This is a genomic window from Nakamurella lactea DSM 19367 (assembly GCF_000426645.1).
Lineage (GTDB): Bacteria > Actinomycetota > Actinomycetes > Mycobacteriales > Nakamurellaceae > Nakamurella > Nakamurella lactea.
Genome location: NZ_KE384551.1, coordinates 202,188 through 225,175, shown reverse-complemented (window position 1 = coordinate 225,175; position 22,988 = coordinate 202,188). Strand labels below are relative to the sequence as shown.

18 protein-coding genes are annotated in these 22,988 nt (G+C 67.9%); 11 read left to right on the top strand and 7 right to left on the bottom strand.

Going from position 1 to position 22,988, the window contains the following annotated elements:
* The first annotated feature begins 404 nt into the window (after window positions 1–404).
* The 3 genes from fgd (at window position 405) to K340_RS0126260 (ending at window position 3,167) form a co-directional block, all read left to right on the top strand.
* Window positions 405–1,421, top strand: a complete 1,017-nt coding sequence (gene fgd / locus K340_RS0126270; protein ID WP_029138875.1) for a glucose-6-phosphate dehydrogenase (coenzyme-F420) — start codon at window positions 405–407, stop codon at window positions 1,419–1,421.
* Entirely contained in the window at window positions 1,418–1,876 is a 459-nt protein-coding gene (locus K340_RS0126265; RefSeq protein ID WP_029138874.1) for a RidA family protein, read from the top strand. The genes fgd and K340_RS0126265 overlap by 4 nt, the downstream gene beginning before the upstream one ends.
* Before the next feature lie 88 nt (window positions 1,877–1,964).
* A complete protein-coding gene (locus K340_RS0126260) occupies window positions 1,965–3,167 on the top strand; it encodes a low temperature requirement protein A (protein ID WP_051267700.1) in 1,203 nt (400 codons plus the stop codon).
* A gap of 27 nt (window positions 3,168–3,194) precedes the next feature.
* On the opposite strand, the gene K340_RS33590 is transcribed toward K340_RS0126260, so the two are convergent.
* The gene (locus K340_RS33590) at window positions 3,195–4,478 is read right to left on the bottom strand and encodes an MFS transporter (RefSeq protein WP_084615054.1); all 1,284 of its coding nucleotides are present in this window, start codon (window positions 4,476–4,478) and stop codon (window positions 3,195–3,197) included.
* 66 nt (window positions 4,479–4,544) lie between these two features.
* Window positions 4,545–7,760 carry a family 20 glycosylhydrolase gene (locus K340_RS0126250; protein WP_029138872.1) on the bottom strand — a complete coding sequence of 1,072 codons (3,216 nt, stop codon included), beginning with the start codon at window positions 7,758–7,760 and terminating at the stop codon, window positions 4,545–4,547.
* Window positions 7,761–7,989: 229 nt separating this feature from the next.
* Between K340_RS0126250 and K340_RS0126245 the strand changes: the two genes are divergently transcribed.
* The gene (locus K340_RS0126245) at window positions 7,990–8,571 is read left to right on the top strand and encodes a dihydrofolate reductase family protein (protein ID WP_029138871.1); all 582 of its coding nucleotides are present in this window, start codon (window positions 7,990–7,992) and stop codon (window positions 8,569–8,571) included.
* A 24-nt stretch (window positions 8,572–8,595) separates the two neighbouring features.
* Here the strand turns inward: K340_RS0126245 and K340_RS33585 are convergent, their stop codons facing one another.
* Entirely contained in the window at window positions 8,596–10,719 is a 2,124-nt protein-coding gene (locus tag K340_RS33585) for a TerD family protein (RefSeq protein ID WP_161632196.1), read from the bottom strand.
* 87 nt (window positions 10,720–10,806) lie between these two features.
* Here K340_RS33585 and K340_RS0126235 point away from each other — a divergent pair, with 87 nt between their 5' ends.
* Window positions 10,807–11,535: a phosphotransferase family protein gene (locus K340_RS0126235; RefSeq protein ID WP_029138870.1), complete on the top strand. Its 729-nt coding sequence runs from the start codon at window positions 10,807–10,809 to the stop codon at window positions 11,533–11,535.
* A 25-nt stretch (window positions 11,536–11,560) separates the two neighbouring features.
* Here the strand turns inward: K340_RS0126235 and K340_RS0126230 are convergent, their stop codons facing one another.
* On the bottom strand, window positions 11,561–12,280 hold the full coding sequence (locus tag K340_RS0126230; RefSeq protein WP_029138869.1) for a hypothetical protein: 720 nt from the start codon (window positions 12,278–12,280) through the stop codon (window positions 11,561–11,563).
* Window positions 12,281–12,512: 232 nt separating this feature from the next.
* Here K340_RS0126230 and eno point away from each other — a divergent pair, with 232 nt between their 5' ends.
* The 3 genes from eno to K340_RS0126215 all read left to right on the top strand — a co-directional run bounded on the left by eno (window position 12,513) and on the right by K340_RS0126215 (window position 14,960).
* On the top strand, window positions 12,513–13,796 hold the full coding sequence (gene eno / locus K340_RS0126225; RefSeq protein WP_029138868.1) for a phosphopyruvate hydratase: 1,284 nt from the start codon (window positions 12,513–12,515) through the stop codon (window positions 13,794–13,796).
* Window position 13,797: 1 nt separating this feature from the next.
* Window positions 13,798–14,406 carry an FtsB family cell division protein gene (locus K340_RS33580; protein WP_051267698.1) on the top strand — a complete coding sequence of 203 codons (609 nt, stop codon included), beginning with the start codon at window positions 13,798–13,800 and terminating at the stop codon, window positions 14,404–14,406.
* Window positions 14,407–14,477: 71 nt separating this feature from the next.
* Entirely contained in the window at window positions 14,478–14,960 is a 483-nt protein-coding gene (locus K340_RS0126215; protein ID WP_037367037.1) for a DUF501 domain-containing protein, read from the top strand.
* A gap of 85 nt (window positions 14,961–15,045) precedes the next feature.
* Here K340_RS0126215 and K340_RS0126210 read toward each other — a convergent pair whose 3' ends face one another.
* The 3 genes from K340_RS0126210 to K340_RS0126200 are packed head-to-tail and all read right to left on the bottom strand — an operon-like array spanning window position 15,046 to window position 18,416.
* Complete coding sequence (locus K340_RS0126210; RefSeq protein WP_029138866.1) at window positions 15,046–16,512, bottom strand: MFS transporter; 1,467 nt, start codon at window positions 16,510–16,512, stop codon at window positions 15,046–15,048.
* Window positions 16,509–17,852, bottom strand: a complete 1,344-nt coding sequence (locus K340_RS0126205) for a M20/M25/M40 family metallo-hydrolase (RefSeq protein WP_211229646.1) — start codon at window positions 17,850–17,852, stop codon at window positions 16,509–16,511. Before K340_RS0126205 ends, K340_RS0126210 begins: the two co-directional genes overlap by 4 nt.
* A 36-nt stretch (window positions 17,853–17,888) precedes the next feature.
* Window positions 17,889–18,416: a carboxymuconolactone decarboxylase family protein gene (locus tag K340_RS0126200; RefSeq protein WP_029138864.1), complete on the bottom strand. Its 528-nt coding sequence runs from the start codon at window positions 18,414–18,416 to the stop codon at window positions 17,889–17,891.
* 99 nt (window positions 18,417–18,515) lie between these two features.
* Between K340_RS0126200 and K340_RS0126195 the strand changes: the two genes are divergently transcribed.
* From K340_RS0126195 to K340_RS0126185, 3 genes are all read left to right on the top strand, one after another.
* Window positions 18,516–18,986 carry a MarR family winged helix-turn-helix transcriptional regulator gene (locus tag K340_RS0126195; RefSeq protein ID WP_029138863.1) on the top strand — a complete coding sequence of 157 codons (471 nt, stop codon included), beginning with the start codon at window positions 18,516–18,518 and terminating at the stop codon, window positions 18,984–18,986.
* A 160-nt stretch (window positions 18,987–19,146) separates the two neighbouring features.
* Window positions 19,147–20,916, top strand: coding sequence for a sialidase family protein (locus K340_RS0126190; RefSeq protein WP_029138862.1), 1,770 nt, complete (start codon window positions 19,147–19,149; stop codon window positions 20,914–20,916).
* Between the two features lie 117 nt (window positions 20,917–21,033).
* The gene (locus K340_RS0126185) at window positions 21,034–22,848 is read left to right on the top strand and encodes a sialidase family protein (protein WP_084615050.1); all 1,815 of its coding nucleotides are present in this window, start codon (window positions 21,034–21,036) and stop codon (window positions 22,846–22,848) included.
* Window positions 22,849–22,988: the final 140 nt, after the last annotated feature.

The window sequence follows — 22,988 nt, the reverse complement described above, 5'->3', positions numbered from 1 at the left end:
GCGAGGGTGTCCCTTCGAGGACGCATACGGTCGGATGTTGCTGCGGCGAAGTCGATATCGCCGCTGGTCTCTTCTTCCCAAACCCTTCCCGGTTGTGACCCGATGACGGTTCTACAGATGGTGAAGGAGTTGGATTCCCCGAGGTCACGACGGCAGTGGCAGAGCGATTCACGGCCGCCGATGAGGTGCACCGTGGCGGCACTGCTCTCAACGGGCGCCGGGCTGGAATCGGCGATCGTGGTCGGTGCGTTCCCGCGTTCACGAAATCGTCGTGGCTGATCATCCCGCGGTGCTCCGGTTACTGGTCACCATTGGGCCTGGCGGCGTTGCCGGCCGCTCGCTGGCCGGCCGAAGGGCGCGCGGGAGCGTCGTCTACCGTGAGCAGATCACGAAAGGACGGGTATATGGCGCTTCGGTTGGGTTACAAGGCATCTGCTGAGCAGTTCGGGCCGGTGGAACTGGCGGACTTCGCGGTGTTGGCGGAGCAGGCCGGGTTTGATTCGGTGTTCGTGTCGGATCACTTCCAGCCCTGGCGACATGACGGCGGACACGCCCCGGCGGCGTTGCCGTGGCTGGGTGCGGTGGGGGCAAGGACCGAGAAGATCGTGATGGGCACCTCGGTGCTGACGCCGACCTTCCGGTACCACCCGGCGGTGATCGCGCAGGCCTTCGCAACCCTGGGCCTGCTGTACCCGGGCCGGGTGATTCTCGGCGTCGGATCGGGGGAGTCGCTCAACGAGGTGGCATTGGGCCTGCAGTGGCCGGACGGCAAGGAGCGGTTCGCCCGGCTCAAGGAAGCGATCACGCTGATCAAGAAGCTGTGGGTCGAGGACCGGGTGACCTTCGAGGGCACCTACTACTCGACGGACAAGGCGACCATCTACGACAAGCCGGAGCAGCCCGTCCCGCTGTACGTCGGTGCTTCGGGCCCGGCGGCCACCCGGCTGGCCGGGCGGGTGGCCGACGGTTTCATCACCACCTCCGGCAAAGCTCCCGAGCTGTACTCGCAGACCCTGTTGCCGGCGCTGGACGAGGGGGCCGGCAAGGTGGGTCGGACGCTGGACGACCTGGACCTGCTGATCGAGATGAAGGTGTCCTTCGACCACGACGCAGACCGGGCGCTGGCGGACACGAAGAACTGGGCCGCGCTGGCGCTCTCGCCGGAGGAGAAGACCCAGGTCCACGACCCGATCGAGATGCAGCGGCTGGCCGATGCGCTGCCGGTGGAGCGGGCGGCGTCCCGGTGGATCGTCTCGACCGATCCGGAAGAGCACGTCGAGAAGATCAAGACGTACGTCGATCTGGGGTTCAAGCACCTGGTGTTCCACGCACCCGGCACCGATCAGGCCCGTTTCCTGACGCTGTACGGCGAGGAAGTGCTGCCGCGGTTGCGCGCGCTCGGCATCGCCGGCGACGCGTGAGGCCGATCGAGCGGCTCGCGCTCCGCTCCATCGTGCTGCCGGAGCCGTTGCGACCCAAGGGGTCCTACGTGCCGGTGCGGATCTTCCAGGGGACCGCGTGGGTCTCCGGATGTACAGGTCGGTCCCGTGAACACGGGCCGCTGGCGGGGGTTGTCGGTGCCACACTCGATGTCGAGGCGGCCCGTCAGGAAGCCGAGCGGGCAGCCATCAACCTACTCGCCGCGCTGGAGCACGGTGTCGGCCTGGACGCGGTGGCTGCGGTGGTGCAGGTGCGCGGATTCGTCCGCGCTGCGGACGATTTCGCCGACCATCCGGCCGTGCTGGACGCGGCTTCGAACCTGCTGTTGGACACCTTCGGTCCGGAAATCGGAACACATGCCCGTACCGTCGTCGGCGTCAGCTCGTTGCCTGGCAACGCTTCCGTCGAACTAGACGCGGTCATCGCGCTGCGCTGACGCCTGCTCGCAGCGCCCGGCCGCACCGGAACCGGCGCGCCCGAGGGTCGGGCGGGCCTTCGGCCGCCGGCCGCAGGATACTGACCGGGTGCGGGCAATCGGCTTCAAACGGGACCTGCTGCGACCGGCCGCTGGAGCGGAGGTCAACCGGGTCACCTACGGCGAACTGTTCTTCGACCTCGTTTTCGTCTTCGCGGTCACCCAGATCTCGCACATCCTGATCCACCAGCAGAGCGCGGTGCTCCTGGTGCACACCCTGGTGCTGACCCTGCTCGTCTGGTGGGTCTGGGTCGATTCGACGTGGTCGATCAACTGGCTCTACCCCGATCGGGCCGCGGTGCGAGTGCTGCTCATCGCGTTGATGCTGCTCGGATTGCTGATGGCCAGTGCGATCCCGGAGGCGTTCACCACCAGGGCCGTGTTGTTCGCCTGCGCCATGATCGCGATGCAATTGGCGTGCAGTGTGTTCATGGTCTTCGCGTTCGCCCGGTCCCAACCCGCGCATGCCGTCAACTTCCTGCGGATCTCACTGTGGCACGTGCTCGCCGGCGTGTTCTGGGTCGGTGGGGCGCTGCTGCCTGCGGACCTGCGGTTGGGGATCTGGTTGCTCGCACTGGTTCTGGACTACGCCGGCCCCCGGTTCCGGTTCTGGATGCCCGGGCTCGGCAGTTCGGACATCCGGACCTGGGACGTGTCCGGCGAGCACATGGCCGAGCGGGTGAGCCTGTTCGTCATCATCGTTTTCGGCGAGACGATCATCGTCACCGGCACCGCGTTCAGCCAGCGCCCGCAGACCTGGCTGAACGGATTTGCGTTCCTGGCCGCGTTCCTGGGCACGGTGCTGATGTGGCTGCTGTACTTCAATCACAATCAGCGCCGTGGCAGCGAGTACTTCGCGACGGCTCGTGAGCGCGGGCTGATTGCGCAGATCGCCTACAGCTATGTGCCGGTCGTCCTGGTGATCGGGATTGTGTTGACGGCAGTGGCCGATGAACTCGTGCTGAACGCGCCGCTCGATCGCTCGAGTGGATGGACCGCCGGGTTGCTCTGCGCGGGAACGGCGGCCTACCTGCTGGGGAACGCGCTGTTCAAACGCGCGACGGGCGGCCGCTGGTTGCCGGGGCACCTAGTGGCCATCGTCATGCTGATGGCCGCATTCGCGCTGCATCCGCTGGTCACCTCGTTGACGCTCAGTTGGATCGTCAATGCGGTCTTGCTGGTCGTCGTCACGGCCGACGAGTTGGCCGCGCACCGCGCCGACGGTGCGGCGACGGACACCGCGGAAGGCTGAGCTGACGACCGTCGGAGCCGGTCGACGTCAGCGTCGATGCATGCGCGTTGAGGAGATCGCCAGCGGGACGGTGATCGCCACCAGCCCCGCGAACGACAGAAAGGTGGCCGGCGTCCCGATCGCTGCGGCACCGACTCCGACGACTGCCGCGCCCAGGGCGGTGCCGCCGTCGAACCCGGCGTTCCAGATGGCGCTCGCCGTCGTGGTGTTGGCCCGCTCCACCCGGTTGAACGACGCGACCAGGGTGAGGTTCTGGACCGCGCCGTAGCCGCATCCGAGGACAGCGGCGCCGAGCAGGATCAGGGCCGTGCCGGTGTCACCGTCCAGCCCGCCGGCGAGCACCAGCAGCCCGGCGACCGCGGTGACCGACCCGGCCGGTAACAGCAGGCGCATCCCGATCCGGTCGGCGAGCGAACCCACCAGCCAGCGGGTCAGCGCGCCGGTCAACCCGAACGCGAGCACCGCCATCGTCGCGGTCGGGCCGGTGGGGCGCACGATCGGCAGGTAGGTGAGCAACGCGCCGCCGGTGAGCGTCACCACCAGCAACACGGTGGCCGGCGACAGGGTCGCCATGATCGCTGACCTGGCCGACTCAGGTGCGTGCTGCGGTGCTGGGGCGGCAGATGGTGCCGGGTCGCCGGGCGGTGCAGGATCGGCGGGCGGTGCCGCGCGGCCGAGGGCGGCGGCGGCCGGGATCGCCAGCAGCGGCGCGGCAGCCAGGAACGCCACCCAGGGAAAGTGGCCGGCGGACGCCAGGGCGACGCCGGCCGGAACGGCGGCAAGATTGGGCACCGCGATCGCCAACCCGTAGATGCCGATCGCCTCGCCGCGACGCTCCGGTGGCACCAGAGTGGCGCTCAGCGAGGCGCCCAGCACGGTGAGAATGCCGAAACCGCAGCCGCGAACGGCGGAGATCACCAGCACCCAGCGCAGGTCGGCGCTGACGGCCAGCAGCGGTGCCGGCCCGCCGAGCAGCACGCTGCCGGCGATGAGCACCCGCCCCAGACCGAACCGGCGCGTCAGCCGAGGCACGACGAGCTGGGTGCCGATGGTGCAGATCAGAAAGGTGGTGGTGACCAGGCCGGCGACGTCGTCGCTGGTGCCAGCCATGGCTACCGCGGCCGGCAGCGACGCCAGGGTCAGGAAGAAGCCCAGGAACCCGAGCACCGTGAAGATCAGCAGCGGGCGGACTCCCGGCAGGCCCCACAGCGAGGGTGGTTTCGGGCGCGCAGTATCTCTGATGTCGGGCCGCCCTTCGGATCCGTTCGTGTGCGCGGGCGCTACCTCGACGTCGGCGGCCCTGTCCGGCATCCGATCACACCGGGTCTGTCCGGCGTCCGGCAGCTCACCGCCGGCGTCGCTGGATCGGGTCCGCCGTTACTGCTTGAGCGCCATGGCGAACACCGCTACGTGGTAGCGACCGCCCTGATCCGAACCGGGAAGGGTGACGTCGGCGATGGTCTTCGACGGATCCGCCGGGACATCGTGGAAGTAGACGTAGGTGGTCCGGGTGATCCGCCCGGTACCGGCCAGGTTGTGGTACGGGAGGGCGAGCGCGACGGCGGTGCCGGCCGGCAGGTTCGGGGTCTGCCAGTCGGGATCGCTGACCCGGAAGTCCGTTGAGCTGCCGTCCGTGTAGCGGATCGTCCCGGTGCCGCTCACGGTTCCCCAGGCGCCGGTGGTGAGGAAGCCGACGCCGGATGCGTTGTCTCCCACCGTGATCACCTGCCGGTCGGCGATGACGCTGTCGACGGCGGAGCGCTCGGGCCAGGCGAACCGGTAACCGCCGTACGCCAGGTCGCTGCCGGGCAGTACTCCGGCGTCGGCCAGTGCCTGCCAGGAATAGCTGGAACCGTCACCGTCGATGCCGCCGGCCAGGTCGGCCGGTGCCGGATCGGCGTCGTCCGTCATCCCGTGGGTGTTCCGGGCGGACGCCAGGTCCGGATAGGGCGTCGATACCCGGAACAGGGGCTTCGGGTCGATGGTGACCCGCTGCCCCTGGGCCCTGGCGGTGACCGAGACCGGGATCGCGACGATTCCGGGTTCGGTAGGAACCGTGATCCGGAACGATCGTTCGACGGACCGACCCGCCGGTACGACGGCGATCGCCGTCTTCGGGATGACGGCGGCGCCGTCCGCGGGCTGGGGTGCGATGGTGGCGACCACCGGGGAGGCCGACCGGTTGGTCACGGTGACCGCCGCAGTCGCGGTGCCGGCCGTCGCCGGCGCCAGATCGGGGCTGACGGCTGCCGCCAGCGGCGCCGGAACGACCGGATTCGCACTCGCCCGGGCGACCATCAGCCCGGTGCCCGCCTCGGCTGTGACGGTGGCCTGTAACCGGATCAGTTCGCCTGGGGTGCCGAGCGGGAGCGCGACGGTGCCGCGCACCGTCAGGGTGGCGCCCGGCCGGATCGGGCCGGCCGGCCCGGTGACCTTCACCGTTCGGCGCGCCGAGCTGTCCAGACCGACCGCAAGCACGGTGATCTTCGGGTGGGTCACCGTCGCCGCCGTGGCGTTCCGGACCGTGACGCTGAACTCGTTGCGGCCCAACGCGGTCAGCGTCGGTGTGGTGATCGATGCGCGCAGCACAGCGTCGGTCGGCGGGGCCAGGAACTGGATCTCTGCGACGTTGGTGTGACCGCCGGCCGGCGAACGGTAGCGCAGCCAGCGATAGCCGGTGTCGTCGGTAACGGGCACCTGCAACCAGTCGTTCGGCGTCCGGTAGCCGATGGTGGCCAGGTCGTGGCAACCGCTGTCCGGTCCATCCGTGCAGCCCTGGAACGTGCCGCCGACCATCCGGCCCAAGCCGGATCCCGGCCGGGGCAGTAGGCGCACCGCCGTCACCGAACTGGCATTGCCGGCGCCGAGGTCGATGCCGACGTATCCGGCATCCTCGTTGAGATCGACGTAGCTGGCCGGATCTCCGTCGAAGCCGTGCGCCGGGTCGCCCGCGGCGTCCCAGGGCGGCCCGGAGGCGAAAACCGTGCCGGTCAGGACCTTCGCGTCGGGTTGGCTGCGCCACGGTTGGCCCGGTGGCGGCCCGAGCCGGTCGATCCGGTCCTCGATGTCGAACGCGGTTGCGGTGCTCGGTGCGCCCCACGACCGGTCGGCCAGCACCTGCTGCGGGCGTTCGGCGAACCAATCGAAATAGGAGTCGGTCTGCGACTCCGCGTTGTCGGACCATCGAGAGATGGTGTAGCCCACGATGTTCGGCTCGGTGCGTGGCTGAAACTCATCGGCGAACCACGACGTATTCGGCTGCAAACTACCCCCGGGCGGTGGCCCGGGGGTGACGTAGAAATGCGAACTCCACGACACCAGCACCTGGTAGCCGTCGCGGATGAACTCGTCACCGTCGTTGGTCCAGGACTCGACGGTGATGTTCTTGTTGATGTCGACGGTTGGGTGCTGGTCGTGGCGCCACCAGTCCCAGGCAACGGTGGTCTTGCCGTGGGCGCGGACGATCTCGTTGACGTCGTCGATGTAGTGCACGAAGACGTCGGCGGTGTCGCCGTAGCCTTTCGCCTTGGCATAGTTCACCAGCTCCGGGCAGGCCTTCTGCGCACCGTCGGTGGGGTACTCGTCGGTGCCGATGTGGAACCGGGGACCGGAGAACCAGGGGATGAACTCGTCGAGCAGTTCCTTGGTGCGGGACAGCGTTTCGGGTTTGGTGACGTCCAGGGTGTAGTTCGGGGTGCCGAACATCGTGCCCATCGACGTGCACGACCAGTTGAGCTCAGGCCAGATCGTGGTAATGGCGGTGGAGTGCGCCGGCAGGTCGATCTCGGGCAGGATCTCGATGCCGTACTTGGCCGCCTCGGCCTCGATGCCGGCGATGTCTGCCCTCGAGTACGACTGGTCGGCGGCCAGTCCGGGGAACTTGGGGCTGTTGAGCCGGAAGCCGTTCCACTCGGTGAGATGAAGGTGCAGCGTATTGAGCTTGAGCCAGGCCATTTCTCGGATGAGCTGCTTGATGTACGCGATCTGATAGAAATGCCGACCAGCATCGAGCATCACACCCCGATCGCCGGCCTTCGGCCAGTCGTCGATCGTCCCAGTAGCCAGGGTGCGTCGGCCCGGCGACAGGGTGAACAACTGCTCAAGGGTCTGCATGCCGCGGGCGACTGCCGCCGGGCTGATCCCGGTGACGGTGATCCGCTCGTCGATGACGATCCGGTACGTCTCCTGGGCCGCGTCGCCGGCGGTGACGGGGCCGGGCTGCAGTGTCGGGTCGACCCTCAGGACGATGTCGCCGGGGTGATCGGAGCCGACGGCGACCGGCAGTTTCTGGCCGGTGATCGACCCGAGGTCGTCGGCGAAGGTGTCGGTGTAGATCTTGGGCACTTCGGCACCGCGGACGATCCGTGCCCCGGCGTCGAGGGTGAAGGTGCCGTCCGCCGCTTGCCACTGTTGCACGCCCGGCACCAACTGGCTGATGTCGGCCACCTGCGATTCGACCGCGCCCGGCCCGGCCGCTGCCGGGTCGGGCGTTGCGGGGGCAGCCCCGGCGGATCCGGGCGGGACGAGAACAGCACCGGCGGCGAGCGTGGCCACCGCGGCGGTGGCAAGCAGCCGGCGCACAGACAGCGACATGGGATGCACTTCCTCCTCGATCGACGTTCGATCAGGGTAGGCAGCGATATGCCGGCCGACAAGTGCGATCACGCATACTCAGGCTGATTTTCAATCAGAATCGCGCAGATCATCCGTCTGCCGCCCGGCAGTGACGCATGGTCACGCTGATTGCCGGCCGGTTGATTCCTTGCCAGAACGACCACTACCTGTACGCAACACTTGGGACTCCAAACCGAGGAGGAACCCGATGGGGAAAGTGGTCATGAATGCGTCGGTCTCAGTGGATGGCTTCATTGCGGCTGAGAACGACGATCCCGGTCCACTGTTCGATTGGTTGGTCAACGGTGATGTGCCGTTGGACGACAGCGGTGTGCTGAAGGTGTCGCAGGCGTCCCACGACCACATCCGGCCTTATTGGGACCAGATCGGGGTGACGATCGCCGGCCGCCACGTCTTCGACATCACGGATGGCTGGGACGGGAAGCCGCCGAGCGGAATCGACCACGTCGTCGTCGTGACGCACCGGCCGGCGCCCGAGGGCTGGGATCCCGAGGCGCCGTTCCACTTCGTCGACGGCGTCGAGGCCGCCGTGGCCAAGGCCCGGGAGCTTGCGGGTGACCGCATCGTCGAGGTCGCCGCTGGCGACGTCGGTGGCCAGATGCTCGCTGCGGGCGTGGTCGACGAGGTGCGCATGGACATCGCGCCTGTCGTGTTCGGGTCCGGTAAGCGCTACTTCGGGTCGGTCGACGCGCAGCACCTCTTGGACGGTCCGGACGTGGTGATTCAGGGCAACCGGGTTCTTCACCTTCGGTATCGGGTGCGCCATTGACCGAGTTGCGCGACTACCTGGTCGTCAATTGCCGCCCGACGAGCCGAGTTGGGGCGCACGCGAGTTCCAGCTGCGAAGGTTCTGGACCACCTCGCCGTAGAACCTGATCACGGAGGTTTCCACGGATGTGATGAGGCCGTCCTTGCTCCCGGACCGCTTGGACCCCATGTTCGTCTCGAAGCTGATCTTGAAGGCTCGGATCTCGCGAGTATCGGTAGGGATCAACAGGTCCGGCCGCTTCCGGATTGCTCCGAGAAGGCCGACCGTCGTTTGGCCACGGCCGCCGGTGAGAACGGCCTCGATCCGTAGACCGTCGCGAGCCTCAGGTATCTGCCGGAGCAGCCAGTTCACCCGGGTCTGAGCCCGCCCTTCCCGTGGTGCATCGATCCGCACCGAACACGTTACGTGCTCGGTGCGGAGATCAGCCTCGACGACGATTCGATCGACCGCGCCCGGGATCTTGATCGAGCCGAACAGAAGGCCGGAGTCGGCCAGTTGTTGCTGTCTGGTAGCGCTGTCGGAACGATTGCGAGGCGCCATGGCCGCTGTTTCGACGCCGAGCAGACCTGACATGTCCAGGCTGACGCGCTGGATCAGCTGGTCGAATTGGCTGGTTACGTCTGCGCAGCCCTTGTCGGTGCTCCGGAGTGTTTGGGCGCGTACAGCATCGCGGACCTTGACCCATTGCGGCCCCATGTTCGTGAAGCCGTGCAGTCCAGATCGCGCGTGGGTCATGTAGCGCAGGAACTCTTCAAGAACTCGCTGCTGAGTCGGATCACTGACTCGTTCGTATTTCGCCAACAGGGTGGCTTCTGTCCGAATCTCGTCCCACGACAGGTGGTGCAGCGATACCTTCCTGAGCTTGCGCTTGTCGATGGTGACGGGGTGATCATCGGAGGAGCCGGTCAGTTGATTGCTGATGGTCAAAACCGCATCGATCCCCTTGTCGCGGGCGATGTCGACGTACTTGTCGACTTGCGCGTCGGTCAGCTTCGCGTCGGACGTCTTCACCTCGACCAGGGTGGTCCACACGCGCTTTCCGCGAGTCACACGAACGACACCGTCAGGCCGGTAGGCCTGGTCGTCCAGCCCGAACGGCACTTCGATGAACGTCTCGACGGCTCCCGAGGGGGCTCCGAACTTCTTCATGATGGATCGGCCGAATTCCTTGACCAGTCGCATGACTGCCAACAGTGCCGAGGTTGCTCGCCGCTCTTGTTCCTCGGCTCCACCGATGCCGGCGACGGGGAAGAGCCGAGCAGTTTGCCAATCGGTATCCGAGTCCGTAGGGACTGTGCTGTTCCAGTCGGACGGGAGCTTTGGCGGGCGTACCGGTCGGCGTACGGAGACCGTTGTGGTGCTTTCGTCCGTTGAATCAAACCCGGGATTCGTGGCAGGCGAGTCGGTGCTGCTCATGGTCGTTCCGGCCGGCTGCGATCCTCGCCCCGCCGGGGCGGGGGAGGTCGAGTCATCAACTTGCTCGTCGATGAATTCGCCAGGTCCGGAGGTTTCCACAGTTGGACCCTGGGCGTCATCCGCCGTCAACGCCCCATCGGGTTGATCGATTTCGACGCCGAATTCGAGTGCCAACTGGGCGAGCCCGTCGTCGAATCCTTGGCCTACCGCTCTGAACTTCCATTCCTCCTGTCGGCGGTAGAACTCACCGAAGATCCATCCTGTCTCCGAAGATGCGTCGCTGGCAGTGAATACCAACAGTTCAGTAGCATCATCGGACTTTCGGATCTTCAACCGCACCGCCGCGGCGTCGCCGAAGGTTTGACTCAGCGACTGGTCGAGACTGGCGCAGAGAACGATCCGCTGGATGTCATCCGGAACACCGTCGAGCTCGACGGTGACCATGTCGGTCGAGACGGGTTGGTCGTCGTCATCGGAGCGGATCTTGTCGCGGAGATGGATGGCACCGGACAGCGCAACGGGCTGATTGTAAAAAACGAAGTCGTCGTTGGATCTGACTTTGCCCTCCGCGTTGAGCAGCAAGACACTGACGTCCGCGTCGATCGGCTGCCCGTCAGTTCCGGTCGTCTCAAGTACCGCAGTGACTGAGCCAAGTTCTTCGTCGAGGTCGCGCAATGCGACATTGTTCCCCTTGGCGAGCTCGATCGGCAACGCATCCCCGTTGATCGTCATGCTTGAGGATTGCACGGAGTGTCCCATTCGCGCGCGCCGGTGGCGGGACCGGCGATGTTGCTGGACAGCCCAACCACAATGGCTGAGATGAACGAGGTCGAGGTCGTTGTTGCCCATCGCGAGCGCGCGACCGTGCGCGTCGGTGATGTGTTCCTGAAGATCGACGCCGATCAGGCGCGCACCGACGTCGAGGTAGCGGCGATGGCGATGGTGCCGATCCCCACTCCCGAGATCCTGTGGCGGCAGCCACCCGTGCTGGCGCTTGCCGCACTCCCAGGGACGCCGCTCGGGCGCCTCGGCGAGCCATCGGTCGCGCCGCCCGCGGCGTGGGCCGCGGCGGGTGCCGCCGTCCGGAGGCTGCACGAGACGTCACTGCCGCCATGGCCCGGCAAGAGCCAGGAAGAGGTGGCTGCGCACCTGGACGCCGAATGTGGGTGGCTCGTCGCGAACAGCGTGGTTCCCGCCGACGTGATCAACCGAAACCGCCTGGTCGCCGAGACGGCGCTGCGAGCCTGGACGCCGGTGTTCACGCACGGCGACCTGCAGGTCGACCACGTGTTCGTCGAGGGTGACCAGGTCATCGGCGTTGTCGACTGGTCGGAGGCGGGGCCGGGCGATGCCCTGTACGACCTCGCCACCCTGACACTCGGACATCAGCAGCACCTCTGCGACCTCGTGGCCGGCTATGGCACCGACGTCGACCTCGAGGTGATCCGCGGGTGGTGGTCGTTGCGGAGCCTGCGGGGGATCAGGTGGCTGATCGAGCACGGCTTCGACCCGTCCCCGGAGATCGGTGTGCTCAGCTCCCAACTGTGAGACCGCGGCGTCCGGTCGGGGTCGGTCAGCTGCGGCGAGATCCGGCGACCAGGCCGGCGATGCCGGCGATGATGCCCAGGCCCGCCCCGAACAGGGTGAGCCAGGGCCCGACTCCGATGTGGCCGGTGGCCATCTGGCCGAAAGCGTCCTTCTGCTGGATCATGTCGGAGATGGCGAAGCCGCCTGCGACGATGGCCGCAGCCAGTCCGACGATGAAGGCCCAGCTCGCCCGACTCACCGAGGCGGCGATCGCACCGAGAATTGCCATGGCGATGCCGGCGCCGAAGGTGGGCCACCCGGAGAAGTACCAGCGGAGACCAGCGGACGTTCCGTGCACGGTGATGGTTGCCGCCGGCCCAACCGTCACCGTGATCCACGGCAGGAATGCCGATCCCACGATGATCAGCCCGGCGAGAACCTGCAACAGGCCGGTGACCAACAGCCGGATCTTCTGCTGCCTCATCGCGGCGGGCGGCTCGACCCAGACGTGAGGTTGTTGGGGCTGCGACTCTTGCCAGAACTGCGGTGCTTGCTGGGTCGGCGGGAGTTGCTGGGTCGGCGGCTGGCCGGCGCCGGCCTCGGGTGCCTGTGGTTGGAGGAAAGAACCTGCCAGCCTCGCCGCTTGTTGCGGCGAGTGCGGCACGGCCACCTGCGGGATCGGCACATGCGCGTGCCGGCCGAGGTTTCGTGCAGTGCCCAGGAGCCCGTCCAACGGATTGTTGCCCGGGTTCATCGCAGCTCCCATGACCAGTGGTTCCTCTGTTCCGGATGGTAGTCCGACGAACAGGAGTTTGCGCCTGTTCCCGACAAACGGTGCGGGCGGGTCGGGTCTCGGGCGGGTGGCCGGGGTGACGCGACGTCCCGGCGAGCCGGATCGATCGGACAGATAGGCTGACGCGGTCGGATGCGGCAGCGCAGCTCATCATCGACAATGACACCTGACCCACGCACCGAATCGATTCAGAAGGGATGTGCCCATGGCGGCCATCGAACTCATCGGAGCACGCGAGATCCTCGACTCCCGGGGTAACCCCACGGTGGAGGTGGAGGTCGCCCTTGACGACGGGTCGCTGGCCCGCGCCGCGGTCCCGTCCGGTGCCTCGACCGGCGAACACGAGGCCGTTGAGCTGCGCGATGGCGACTCCGATCGCTACAACGGCAAGGGCGTGCAGAAGGCCGTCGAGGCCGTGCTCGACGAGATCGGCCCCGAGTTGATCGGGTACGACGCGACCGAGCAGCGGGTGATCGACCAGATGCTCATCGATCTGGACGGCACCCCGGACAAGTCCCGGATCGGCGCGAACGCCATCCTCGGCGTCTCGCTCGCGGTGGCGAAGGCGGCCGCGGATTCCTCGGACCTGGAGCTGTTCCGCTACCTGGGCGGTCCGAACGCGCACATCCTGCCGGTGCCGATGATGAACATCCTCAACGGTGGCGCGCACGCCGACACCGCCGTGGACGTGCAGGAGTTCATGATTGCGCCGATCGGGGCGCCGACCTTCAAGGAGGCCCTGCGCTGGGGCGCCGAGACCTACCACGCCCTCAAGGCGGTGCTGAAGAAGAGGGGCCTGTCCACCGGGCTCGGCGACGAGGGCGGGTTCGCGCCCTCGTTGGATTCCAATCGGGCGGCGCTGGACCTGATCGCCGAGGCGGTCGCCACCACCGGCTTCAAACTGGGCACCGACATCGCCCTGGCGATGGACGTTGCCGCCACCGAGTTCTACTCCGAGGGCGCCTACACCTTCGAGGGCAAGAGGAAGTCGTCGGACGAACTGATCGCCTACTACAGCGAGCTGGCCGCCGCCTACCCGATCGTCTCTATCGAGGACCCGCTGAGCGAGGACGACTGGGACGGCTGGGTCGCGATGACCGGTCAGCTCGGCGACAAGGTGCAGATCGTCGGTGACGACCTGTTCGTCACCAATCCCGACCGGCTGGAGGATGGCATCACCCGCGGCGCGGCAAATGCCCTGCTGGTCAAGGTGAATCAGATCGGCACCCTGTCGGAGACGCTGGACGCGGTGTCGTTGGCGCATTCCTCCGGCTACCGCTGCATGATGAGTCACCGGTCCGGTGAGACCGAGGACACCACCATTGCGGACCTGGCGGTGGCGACCGGCTGCGGCCAGATCAAGACCGGTGCGCCGGCACGCTCCGAGCGGGTCGCGAAGTACAACCAGCTGCTGCGGATCGAGGAGAATCTGGGCGACGCGGCGCGTTACCACGGCGAATTCGCGTTCCCGCGATTCACTGCTGGGTGAGATGAGTTCGTCAGCCTCCGGTCCCCGCCGGACCCGCAGCGCCCGGTCGACCGGACCGGGCGGCGCCGCGCGCGCTGCCGGGGCCAAGCGGCGCGGGCCGGCCGCCCGCAGCGATCGTCCCGGCAGTCGGCCCGATGCCTCGACCGGCCCGGCGACCGGCACCGCTGCTGCTCCCGGCGGCCGGCCGCGGGCCAAGCATGCGGCACCGGCCGGTCAGCGGGAACGACGTCCCGGCATCTGGCGACAGTTCGCGGTGCTCGGCGTGGTGCTGGTTGCGGTCGCGCTGGCCATCGCGGTGCCGTTACGCGGCTACCTGCATCAGCGGGACGAGCTGGCGAAGGCACTGGCCGAACAGCAGTCGCTGGAGCAACAGGTAGCCGATCTGAAGGAACGCAAGGCCGCATTGCAGGACCCGAACTACATCAAGGCGGAGGCCCGCCGACGGCTGCAGTACGTCTCGCCGGGCGAGACGGTGTACCGGATCGTGGCACCGCCGGCGGCCGAGCCGACGGATCCGGCTGCTGCCGCGACCGATGCGCCGGCCGGCGCGGCCGAGCCCTGGTACGGGCAGATGTGGGACACGTTGACCGAGGACGTGCCGAAGAAGTGAACGCTGATTCACCGGACTCCCCAGCGAACACCTCACCGGCCACCTTCGGGGCACCGCTGCAGATCGTCGCGATGAGCGATACGGATCGGGAACTGTTCACCCGGGAGATCGGCCGGCCGCCGCGCGGGGTGATCGGCGTCGCCTACCGCTGCGACCACGGCGTCCCCGCCGTGGTGCAGACCGCGCCGAGGCTGGAGGACGGCACGCCGTTCCCCACCATGTACTACCTGTGCTGCTCGGTGCTGAATTCGGCCGTGAGCCGGATGGAGTCCGACGGCGTGATGGCCGTGATGACGCAGCGGCTGGCCGAGGACGAAGAGCTGGCCGCCGGCTACCGACGTGCCCACGAGAGCTACCTGGCGACCCGGAATGCGTTGGGGGATCTGGGAATCGGCGTGACCGCCGGCGGGATGCCGGACCGGGTGAAGTGCCTGCACGTGCTGGTCGCCCATTCGCTGGCCGTCGGCCGTGGGGTGAATCCGCTGGGTGACGAAGCGGTCGAGGCGCTCGGCGAGTACTTCCGTGGCGATCGGCCCTGCGCCCGGCTCGTCTGATCGCCCTGCGCTCGGTGGTGGTTGGGAGTGCTGCGCCCAGCCGGCAGGTAGCGCAAACTTGCCAGGACACGCTGCGAGACACGCGCTAGCTGGCCAACTTTCCGCTACCGGGGGTGTGGACGGCAAGGACGATTGCGGCGATCAATGCGGTGACGCCACAGACCGTCCAGACCACCAGGTAGCCGCCGAGCGAGGGATGAGCCGACTCGGCCGCGCCCTCGGTGTCCAGCGATCCGGTCGCCGACAGCGCGATGGCGAACACGCTGCTGGCGATCGCACCGCCGATGGTCTTGGTGGTGTTCGTCATCCCGGTGACGAATCCGGTGTCGGTGGGCGGCGCCTGCGCCGCCGCGGCCGCCGGGAGGGCCGCCACCAACGCCCCCGAACCGAGGCCGGCGATCACCATGTTGACGGTGAGTTGCAGCATCGAATCGTGCAGCGGCAGAAACAGCAGGTAGCCCAGCGCTACCGCGCCGCCGCCGATCACCATCGCCGGCCGGGTGCCGATTCGCCTGGCCAGCAACGGATATGTCAGGGCACCACCGGCCAGCGACAGCACGTAGACGCCGATCAGCAACGACAGCGTCGACGCGTCCGCGCCCAGACCGTAGCCGGTGACGGCCGGATCGGTGCGGACGAAGGTGGACAGCGGGATCTGGGCGCCGAGCACCGAGGCGCCGAACAGCAGGGCGGTGAGCTGGATCGGCCATTGTCCGCGGCCGCGCAGAATGCGCAGGTCGACCAACGGTGTCGGCGCCCGTAGCTCCACCCGGGCGAACGGGATGAATGCCGCCAGGCCGGCGATGATCACCAGCCACGGACGTGGATCGGCCGGCCCGGTGAGCCGCAGGATCACCAGCCCGGCCATCAGCAGGCCCAGTGCCACGCTGATCAGGCCGAAGCCGGCCCCATCGATCCGGCCGCCGGCCGGCGTCGCGGTCTCTTTCACGCCGAACCAGATCGCGATCAACGCGCCGGTCACCGCGACCGCCGGAATGGCCAGCAACACCGTCATCGGGATGGAGTCCACCAGCGCGCCGCTGGCCAGCGCCGCGACGATCACGCCCAACTCCAGCGCCCCGACCAGAACCCCTGCGGCGCTGCGGGTCCGGCGTTCGTCAGCGGTGGTGCGGCGGTGGATGATGGCCACCTCCAGTGGTAGCCAGACGACATAGAAACCTTGCAGCGCCCAGGCGATCAGGAAGGTCGGAAAGTTCGGGGCGAAGGCCAGCGCCCAGGACGCCACCGCGGTGACGGCGGTGGACAGCAGCAGCACCCGCCGGTGGCCGATCTGATCGCCCAAGCGGGCGAGCACCGGCACCACCAGCGCGGAGACCAGCAACTGCGCCGCCTCGAACCAGTTGACGTCGGCGTCATGGATCGACAGGTGCCTGGCGATGTCGGTGTAGATCGGTGTGTAGTAGCCCTGCAGCACCCCGCTGGCCAGTTCGACGCAGACCAGGAAGCCGACGACGGCCGCGATCGGAGTGAGCGCGGACGTGGCACCGGCGCGCGCGGCGGGCGGCCGGGACGACGGGGCTGACGGCGTCATACGGACTCCATCAGCCGGGTGTACCAGCCGACGCCCTCCAGGAAGTCGGACACGCCGATCCGCTCGTCGACGTTGTGCAGGGTGCCGCGCTGCTGCCTGGTCATCCGGAACGGGTTGAACCGGTAGACCCGCGGCCAGCGGCGGTGGAAGTACCGGCCGTCGGTCGCCGCCATCACGATGTATGGCACCGGCACGGCGTCCGGGATGGTCTGCCGGATCACCTCGGTGAGTAGTTCGAACGCCTCGTCGGTCGGCGATACCGGGCTCGGCTCGCTGGCCGATATCACCGAGATCTCGACGGACCTGTCCTTCACCGTCCGGCGGATTCGTTCCACTGCCGCCGCAACGGTTTCGCCGACCATCACCCGAACGTTGACCACGGCGGTGGCGTTGGCGGCGATCACGTTGGCGCCCGGCGCGCCGGACAACTGGGTCACCACGTCGGTGGTCCTGGTCATCGCCGCAGTCTCCGGACCCAGCTTCTGCAGGAGCCGGGCCAGCAGCTTCGGCGAACGGGCAGCGGTGGTGACGGCCAGGCGGATCGGTGCCGGAGCGTGGGCGGCGGCGGTCCGCAGCATCTGCACGGTGGCATCGGGCAGGTTGATCGGGAACGGGTCGCGGTCGAGTCGGACGATCGCCCTGGCCAGCCGAGCGGTGGCCCCGCCCCGGGCCGGCGTCGACGCGTGCCCGCCCTCGTCGGTGGTGCGGAGCTGGACGTCGACCAAACCCTTCTCGGCGATGCCGATCACGGCCAGCGGACGCTTCACTCCCGGGAAGCCGCCGAGCGCGACCGCGCCGCCCTCGTCCAGCACGAACCAGGGGCTGACGCCCAGCCCGGCGAGTTCCTCGACCGCGGCGGTGGCGGCCGGGCCGGCCACCTCTTCGTCACACCCGAAGGAGAACCAGATGTCCCGGGACGGGGTGAATCCCTTGGCCAGCAGGCGCTCCGCGGCGACACACAGCGCGATCAGCGAGCCCTTGCAGTCCAGGGTGCCACGGCCCCAGATCATTCCGTCGTCGATCACCGCGTCGAAAGGCGGGTGCGTCCAGTGGTCGTCCGGATTGATCGGTACCACATCGATGTGCGCCATCAGCACCACCGGGTCGGCATCACCGGTGCCTGCCCAGCGCAGCAACAGGGCGTCACCGGCCAGCCTGGTCACCGTGCAGGCCTGGTGCAGCAGCGGAAACCGGCCCTGGAGCAGCTCGATGAAGTCGTCGAACGCCTCCCGGTCGACCTGGACCGGGTCGCGGTGCGAGACGGTCCGGATGCGGATCGCGGACTGCAGGGCTTCGACGGCTCGCTGGTCATCGGACGACAGCTGGTCGATGGACATCATCTGCAGAGCTTAGGCGGGTTATTGGTCAGCTCCGGATCAGGCTCCGACCATCCGGTTGCCGAACGTGGACAAGGTGTACGCACCGACTCCGAGCACTACCTCGAGAGCCTGTACCGACCCGAATCCGTGAGCGGCGAACTCGACCAGCTGCTCGTCGGTGACGGCGCCGGCATTGTCCATCACTTGATGGGTGAAGCGTTGCAGCGCAGCGAGTTCTGGATCGGCGAGGGCACTGCCGGCCCGAAGTGACTCAATCAGCTGCGGGTCGGCCTGCAGCGTGCGCAGGATCCCGGTGTGCAGCTGGATGCAGACCCGGCAGCCGTTGCGGACGGCCACCGTCATGATCAGGGTTTCGCGCGCCAGCGGGGCCAGCGAGCACCCCTCGAATGCCGCGCTCGCGGCCAGGAAGGTGCTGAGTAGCTCGGGGGAGTTGGCCAGTCGGGCCGCGGCAGGCGGCACGGTGCCGCCGAACTGGCCTTGCAGTTGCTGCAGGGTCGGCCGGATCGACTCGGGTGCGGTGTCGGGGGTGAGTTCGGGGAAGTGCGGGTGCGTCGTGGTGGTCATCGTCGCTCCTCGTGGGATCATCGGAAGTGGACAACCAAGTTGACCATACCGACAACCGGGTTGTCTACTAGTTTTCCGACGAGGACAACGGAGTGTCAGATGAACCAGCCGACTGCCGGCTTCGAGCTGCCGATTCTGCTGCTGGCCGGGTTCCGTTCGCTGATCGACGATCTGCACGCCGAACTCGCCCGGCAGGGTCATCCGGAGGCCCGACCGGTACACGGCTTCGCCCTGCAGGCGGTCGCCGCCGGCGCCTCGACCGCCGCCGAACTGGGTCGCGCCATGGGAGTGTCCAAACAGGCCGCCGGTAAGACGATCGAGCGGCTGGAGTCGATCGGTTACCTCAGCAGAACCGCGGACGACGCCGATGCCCGACGCCGGACGGCGGTGCTCACCGACGCCGGGTGGGACATGTTGCGTCGCTCCGCCGAGGTCTTCGACGACCTCCGGTCGCGCTGGCAGCGGCAGCTCGGCGGGACGCGGTTGCCCGAGTTGGAGCGATCTCTGCGGGAAGTCGTTGGGCCGGCCGCACTTCGATTGGACAGTGCCGGGTGGTTCGGAACGCCCTGAGTTCGACGCGGACGGGGCGATGCCTGCGCTGAGTAGTCGATCGATGCCGGTCGGGTGAATCCGGGCGCACGGGGTGGACAGGGATTGACCAGACCCGCCGAGCGGCGTTGCATGAGCCGTTGTGGAATAGCGTTTCAGAAGACTCCAGACGGAGGAATGCATGCAGAACCGAACCAAGCTCGGACGATCCGCGTTGCGATGCGCTATCGCGGCAGCCGCTGCCGTCGCGCTGGCGTTGCCGCTGGTTTCCCCGGCCAGCGCCGGCACCCGCCCCGGCCATCCGACGACCTGGACATACGAAACCGACCCGGTCGGGTCGGTCCCCGCCGGGTGCAGCACCCCAGCGGGCAAGGCGGCGGTGACGGTTACCGACCGGCTCGGGTACCACAGCGACCGGTCGCTGGAGCTGGACGACGACTCGGCGACCTCACTACCGACCATCGCCTGCGCCCGGCCGGCGCAGCAGGGCGCGGAACTGACGTTGCAGGTGGACCCGGCCGACGTCGCGAACGGTTTCATGATCGACCTCACCGGCACCACCACTGCCGGTAGCGGCCCGGCCTTTCACCTGTTGTTCAAGGCTGACGGCGCCGTCAACTGGTACGACGGAGCTCGCTGGCTTCCGGTCGCACCGGCCGGCACGCTGCCGCAGCGGGTCTGGAGCACGGTCGGCATCGGCTCCACCGCCGACCAGGACATGGTCTACGTGTCGGTCAACGGACATACCGTCGGGTCCGGCGGGCCGTTGGGCGTCAATCCGGTGACCTCGATCAGCGGATTCCAGTTCGCCGGCTACGGCACTGCGAGCGTCGGCGACACGGTCTACTTCGACGACGTGAGCTTCGGCTCCGCGCTGCCATCGAGGCCGGCAGAGGTCAAGCGGCAGTTCAGGATCGGCGATCTGCACACCATCACCGCCTCGGACACCCCGACCCAGATGCCGAACACCGCGGTGCGGGTTCCGTTGGGCCATCACCGTGAGCGGATCATCGCCACCTACCCGGCGCACACCGATGCCGCGCAGACGGCCGGCAACAAGATGGTCTATTCCGACGACGGCGGGCATACCTGGGTCGACTACCAGGCGCACAACCCGATGCCGGATGCCCCGTCGTTCTTCATCACCCGGCTGAACGACGGCAGCCTGTACGCGATCAACTACCACGGCTACGCGAACGGGAACGTCCGGCAGTCGGTCATCGAGAGTGCGGTCTCCACCGACAACGGCGTCAGCTGGACGAACCGGGAGGGCGTGCTGAACGCGCCGGCCGACCTGGCCCCGTACGGGTGTGAGCGGCCGTCCGGCTGTACGGCGATCGTCCAGGTACACAACGTGATCGAGGATCCGGACGGCACCCTGTACCAGTCCGCCTATGGCAAGTACGCCGGTGATCCGAAGTACCGTCAGCTGCTGCTGGTCAGTCATGACGGCGGGCTCAACTGGGACGTGCAGGCGACCGTCGCGGTGGATCCGACCCTGTCCAGCAGCGGGGCGTACGAGGGCCCGTGCGAGGGTGTGTTTGTCCGGACCGGGCCGCACAGCCTGCTGGCCGTGATGCGCACCGGTTCGTACCTGCCGATGCACTCCGCCCGCTCGAACGATGACGGCAAGACCTGGACGGCGCTGCAGCAGCTGAGAACTGTGTCCGGACAACCGGTTTCGAGCGTGTTCCCGGCGATGGAACGACTCGGCGACGGCTCGCTGCTGTTGATGGTCGGTCGCCCGGGCCTTGCCCTGCTGCGTTCGTTCGACGACGGCGCCAGCTGGTCCGACCCGACCTGGGCCGACTACACGAACTCGGCCAACGGCTACATGTTGGCGATGGGTGGGCAGTCGGTGATGCTGTTCGGCGACCGCGGTGCGAACTGGCAGCGCCCGTTGCAGTACGGGGTGTGGAACCGGTCGGTGACGGCGGTGGGCCGGCACTGAGTGCCGCTGACCCTACCTGGCAGCCGGGCACCGGTCCTCCGACGGAGTGATCGGTGCCCGGTGCCGCAATCTCGGCTGAGTGTGTACGGCTATCTCATCTAATGACGGAGGACATGAATGCGACCCAGAAAGACGCTGCACCGCAAGGTATTGCGCTGCGTTGTACCGCTAGCCGTCGCCGCGGCGCTGGCCGTGCCGCTCGCCGGACCGGCGGCGGCGGTGACCAGCGGGCATCCGAAGGCGCCGGTGCAGTGGACCTTCGAGCGGGACCGGGTCGGCGAGCTACCGACCGGCTGCACGACTCCGGCCGGCACGACGCCGTTCGCCGTCACCGACGAGCGGGCCTACCGGAGCCGGAAATCCCTGGAGCTCAACGATAGTTCCGCGTCGTCACTGCCGATGATCGGCTGCGCCGAACCCGCGCAGCAGGGCGCTGCCCTGAGCTTTCGGGCGAACCCGGCCGGCGCCGCGAATGGATTCGTCGTCGACCTCACCGGTAGCACCGCGATCGGTAGCGGGGTGGTGTTCGAGCTGCAGTTCCGGGCCGACGGCAGCGTCGGTTGGACCGACGGCAGCCGTTGGCTGCCGGTCGCCCCGGCCGGCACCATGCCGCAGCAGACCTGGAGTACGGTCGCCGTCGGAACGACCGGCGACCAGGACATGGCCTATGTCTGGATCAACGGTCGCGCGGTCGGGTCCGCTGGGCCGTGGGGGGTGAACCCGGTGACGTCGGTGACCGGGTTCCAGCTCGCCGGTTTCGGCACGCCGGGCAGCGGGGATCGGGTTTTCTTCGATGACGTGAGCTACGGCTCGGCGTTGAGATCCCGTCCCGCAGCAGTGAAACGGCAGTATCAGATCGGCGATCCGACGACGATCGTTGCCTCGACCACGACGACGACGCAGATGCCCAACACCGCCGCCAGGGTACCTCTGGGGCATGGCCGCGAGCGCATCCTGGCCAGCTACCCGGCACACACCGACGTCGGCGACACTGCGGGCAACCAATTCGTCTACTCCGACGACGGAGGCAAGACCTGGACCGACTACCAGACGCACAACCCGCTCCCGGATGCGCCATCGTTCTATCTCACCAGGCTGCACGACGGCAGTCTGTATGCGATCAACTATCACGGTTACGCGAACGGGAACTCGAGGCAGTCGGTGATCGAAAGCGCGGTCTCGACGGACAACGGAGCCAGTTGGACCAACCGTGAGGGTCTGCTGACGGCGCCGGCCGATCTTGCCCCTTACGACTGCGAGCGGCCGTCCGGCTGTACCGCGTTCGTCCAGGTGCACAACGTGATCGAGGATCCCGATGGCACCCTGTATCAGTCCGCGTACGGCAAGTACGACGGCGACACCAAGTACCGCCAGTTGATGCTGATCAGCCACGACGGTGGGCTGGACTGGTCCGTGCGGGCGACGGTCGCGTTCGACCCGACGCTGTCGAGCGATCCCGCGTATGCGGGACCATGCGAGGGAGTATTCGTCCGGACCGGGCCACACAGCTTCCTGGCCGTGATGCGAACCGGTTCGTACCAGCCGATGTACAGCGTCAGATCCGATGACGACGGGAGAACCTGGACGACGCCACAGAAGATGAAAACGGTGACCGGACAACCGGTGTCCAGTGTCTTCCCTTCACTGGAACGGCTCGGTGACGGGTCCCTGCTGCTGATGGTCGGTCGTCCGGGTCTGTCCCTGCTGCGATCTTTCGACAACGGCGAGACCTGGAGTGACCCGACCTGGGTCGACTACACCAACTCGGCCAATGGCTACCTGTTGGCGATGGGTGGCACATCGGTGATGGTGTTCGGGGACCGCGGCGCGGCCGGCGAGCTCGGCGGGGCACCTTGGCAGAGCCCGGTCGAGTTCGGCGTATGGAATCGCACGGTGACGGCGATCGGCGGGCCGCGCCGGCCCGGACGATGATCCACTGACCCGCGGTGTGCGGCGCTGCCGCTCTGCCCCGGCAGCCGGGGCAGAGCGGCAGCGGTTGTCAGCCCGTCGGCCGGGCGGTCCGTCGGCCGCGCGGTCCGTCGGCCGCGCGGGCCGTCAGCAGCGCGGTCCGT

What these genes read in the sequence shown, in the direction of transcription:
- K340_RS0126200 (WP_029138864.1), bottom strand. Translation starts at nt 18,416, where the DNA reads ATGACCACCACGACGCACCCGCACTTCCCCGAACTCACCCCCGACACC.
- K340_RS0126185 (WP_084615050.1), top strand. Translation starts at nt 21,034, where the DNA reads ATGCGACCCAGAAAGACGCTGCACCGCAAGGTATTGCGCTGCGTTGTA.
- K340_RS0126210 (WP_029138866.1), bottom strand. Translation starts at nt 16,512, where the DNA reads ATGACGCCGTCAGCCCCGTCGTCCCGGCCGCCCGCCGCGCGCGCCGGT.
- K340_RS0126190 (WP_029138862.1), top strand. Translation starts at nt 19,147, where the DNA reads ATGCAGAACCGAACCAAGCTCGGACGATCCGCGTTGCGATGCGCTATC.
- fgd (WP_029138875.1), top strand. Translation starts at nt 405, where the DNA reads ATGGCGCTTCGGTTGGGTTACAAGGCATCTGCTGAGCAGTTCGGGCCG.
- K340_RS0126245 (WP_029138871.1), top strand. Translation starts at nt 7,990, where the DNA reads ATGGGGAAAGTGGTCATGAATGCGTCGGTCTCAGTGGATGGCTTCATT.
- K340_RS0126195 (WP_029138863.1), top strand. Translation starts at nt 18,516, where the DNA reads ATGAACCAGCCGACTGCCGGCTTCGAGCTGCCGATTCTGCTGCTGGCC.
- K340_RS33585 (WP_161632196.1), bottom strand. Translation starts at nt 10,719, where the DNA reads ATGACGATCAACGGGGATGCGTTGCCGATCGAGCTCGCCAAGGGGAAC.
- K340_RS33590 (WP_084615054.1), bottom strand. Translation starts at nt 4,478, where the DNA reads ATGCCGGACAGGGCCGCCGACGTCGAGGTAGCGCCCGCGCACACGAAC.
- eno (WP_029138868.1), top strand. Translation starts at nt 12,513, where the DNA reads ATGGCGGCCATCGAACTCATCGGAGCACGCGAGATCCTCGACTCCCGG.
- K340_RS33580 (WP_051267698.1), top strand. Translation starts at nt 13,798, where the DNA reads ATGAGTTCGTCAGCCTCCGGTCCCCGCCGGACCCGCAGCGCCCGGTCG.
- K340_RS0126235 (WP_029138870.1), top strand. Translation starts at nt 10,807, where the DNA reads ATGAACGAGGTCGAGGTCGTTGTTGCCCATCGCGAGCGCGCGACCGTG.
- K340_RS0126215 (WP_037367037.1), top strand. Translation starts at nt 14,478, where the DNA reads ATGAGCGATACGGATCGGGAACTGTTCACCCGGGAGATCGGCCGGCCG.
- K340_RS0126230 (WP_029138869.1), bottom strand. Translation starts at nt 12,280, where the DNA reads ATGGGAGCTGCGATGAACCCGGGCAACAATCCGTTGGACGGGCTCCTG.
- K340_RS0126250 (WP_029138872.1), bottom strand. Translation starts at nt 7,760, where the DNA reads ATGTCGCTGTCTGTGCGCCGGCTGCTTGCCACCGCCGCGGTGGCCACG.
- K340_RS0126205 (WP_211229646.1), bottom strand. Translation starts at nt 17,852, where the DNA reads ATGATGTCCATCGACCAGCTGTCGTCCGATGACCAGCGAGCCGTCGAA.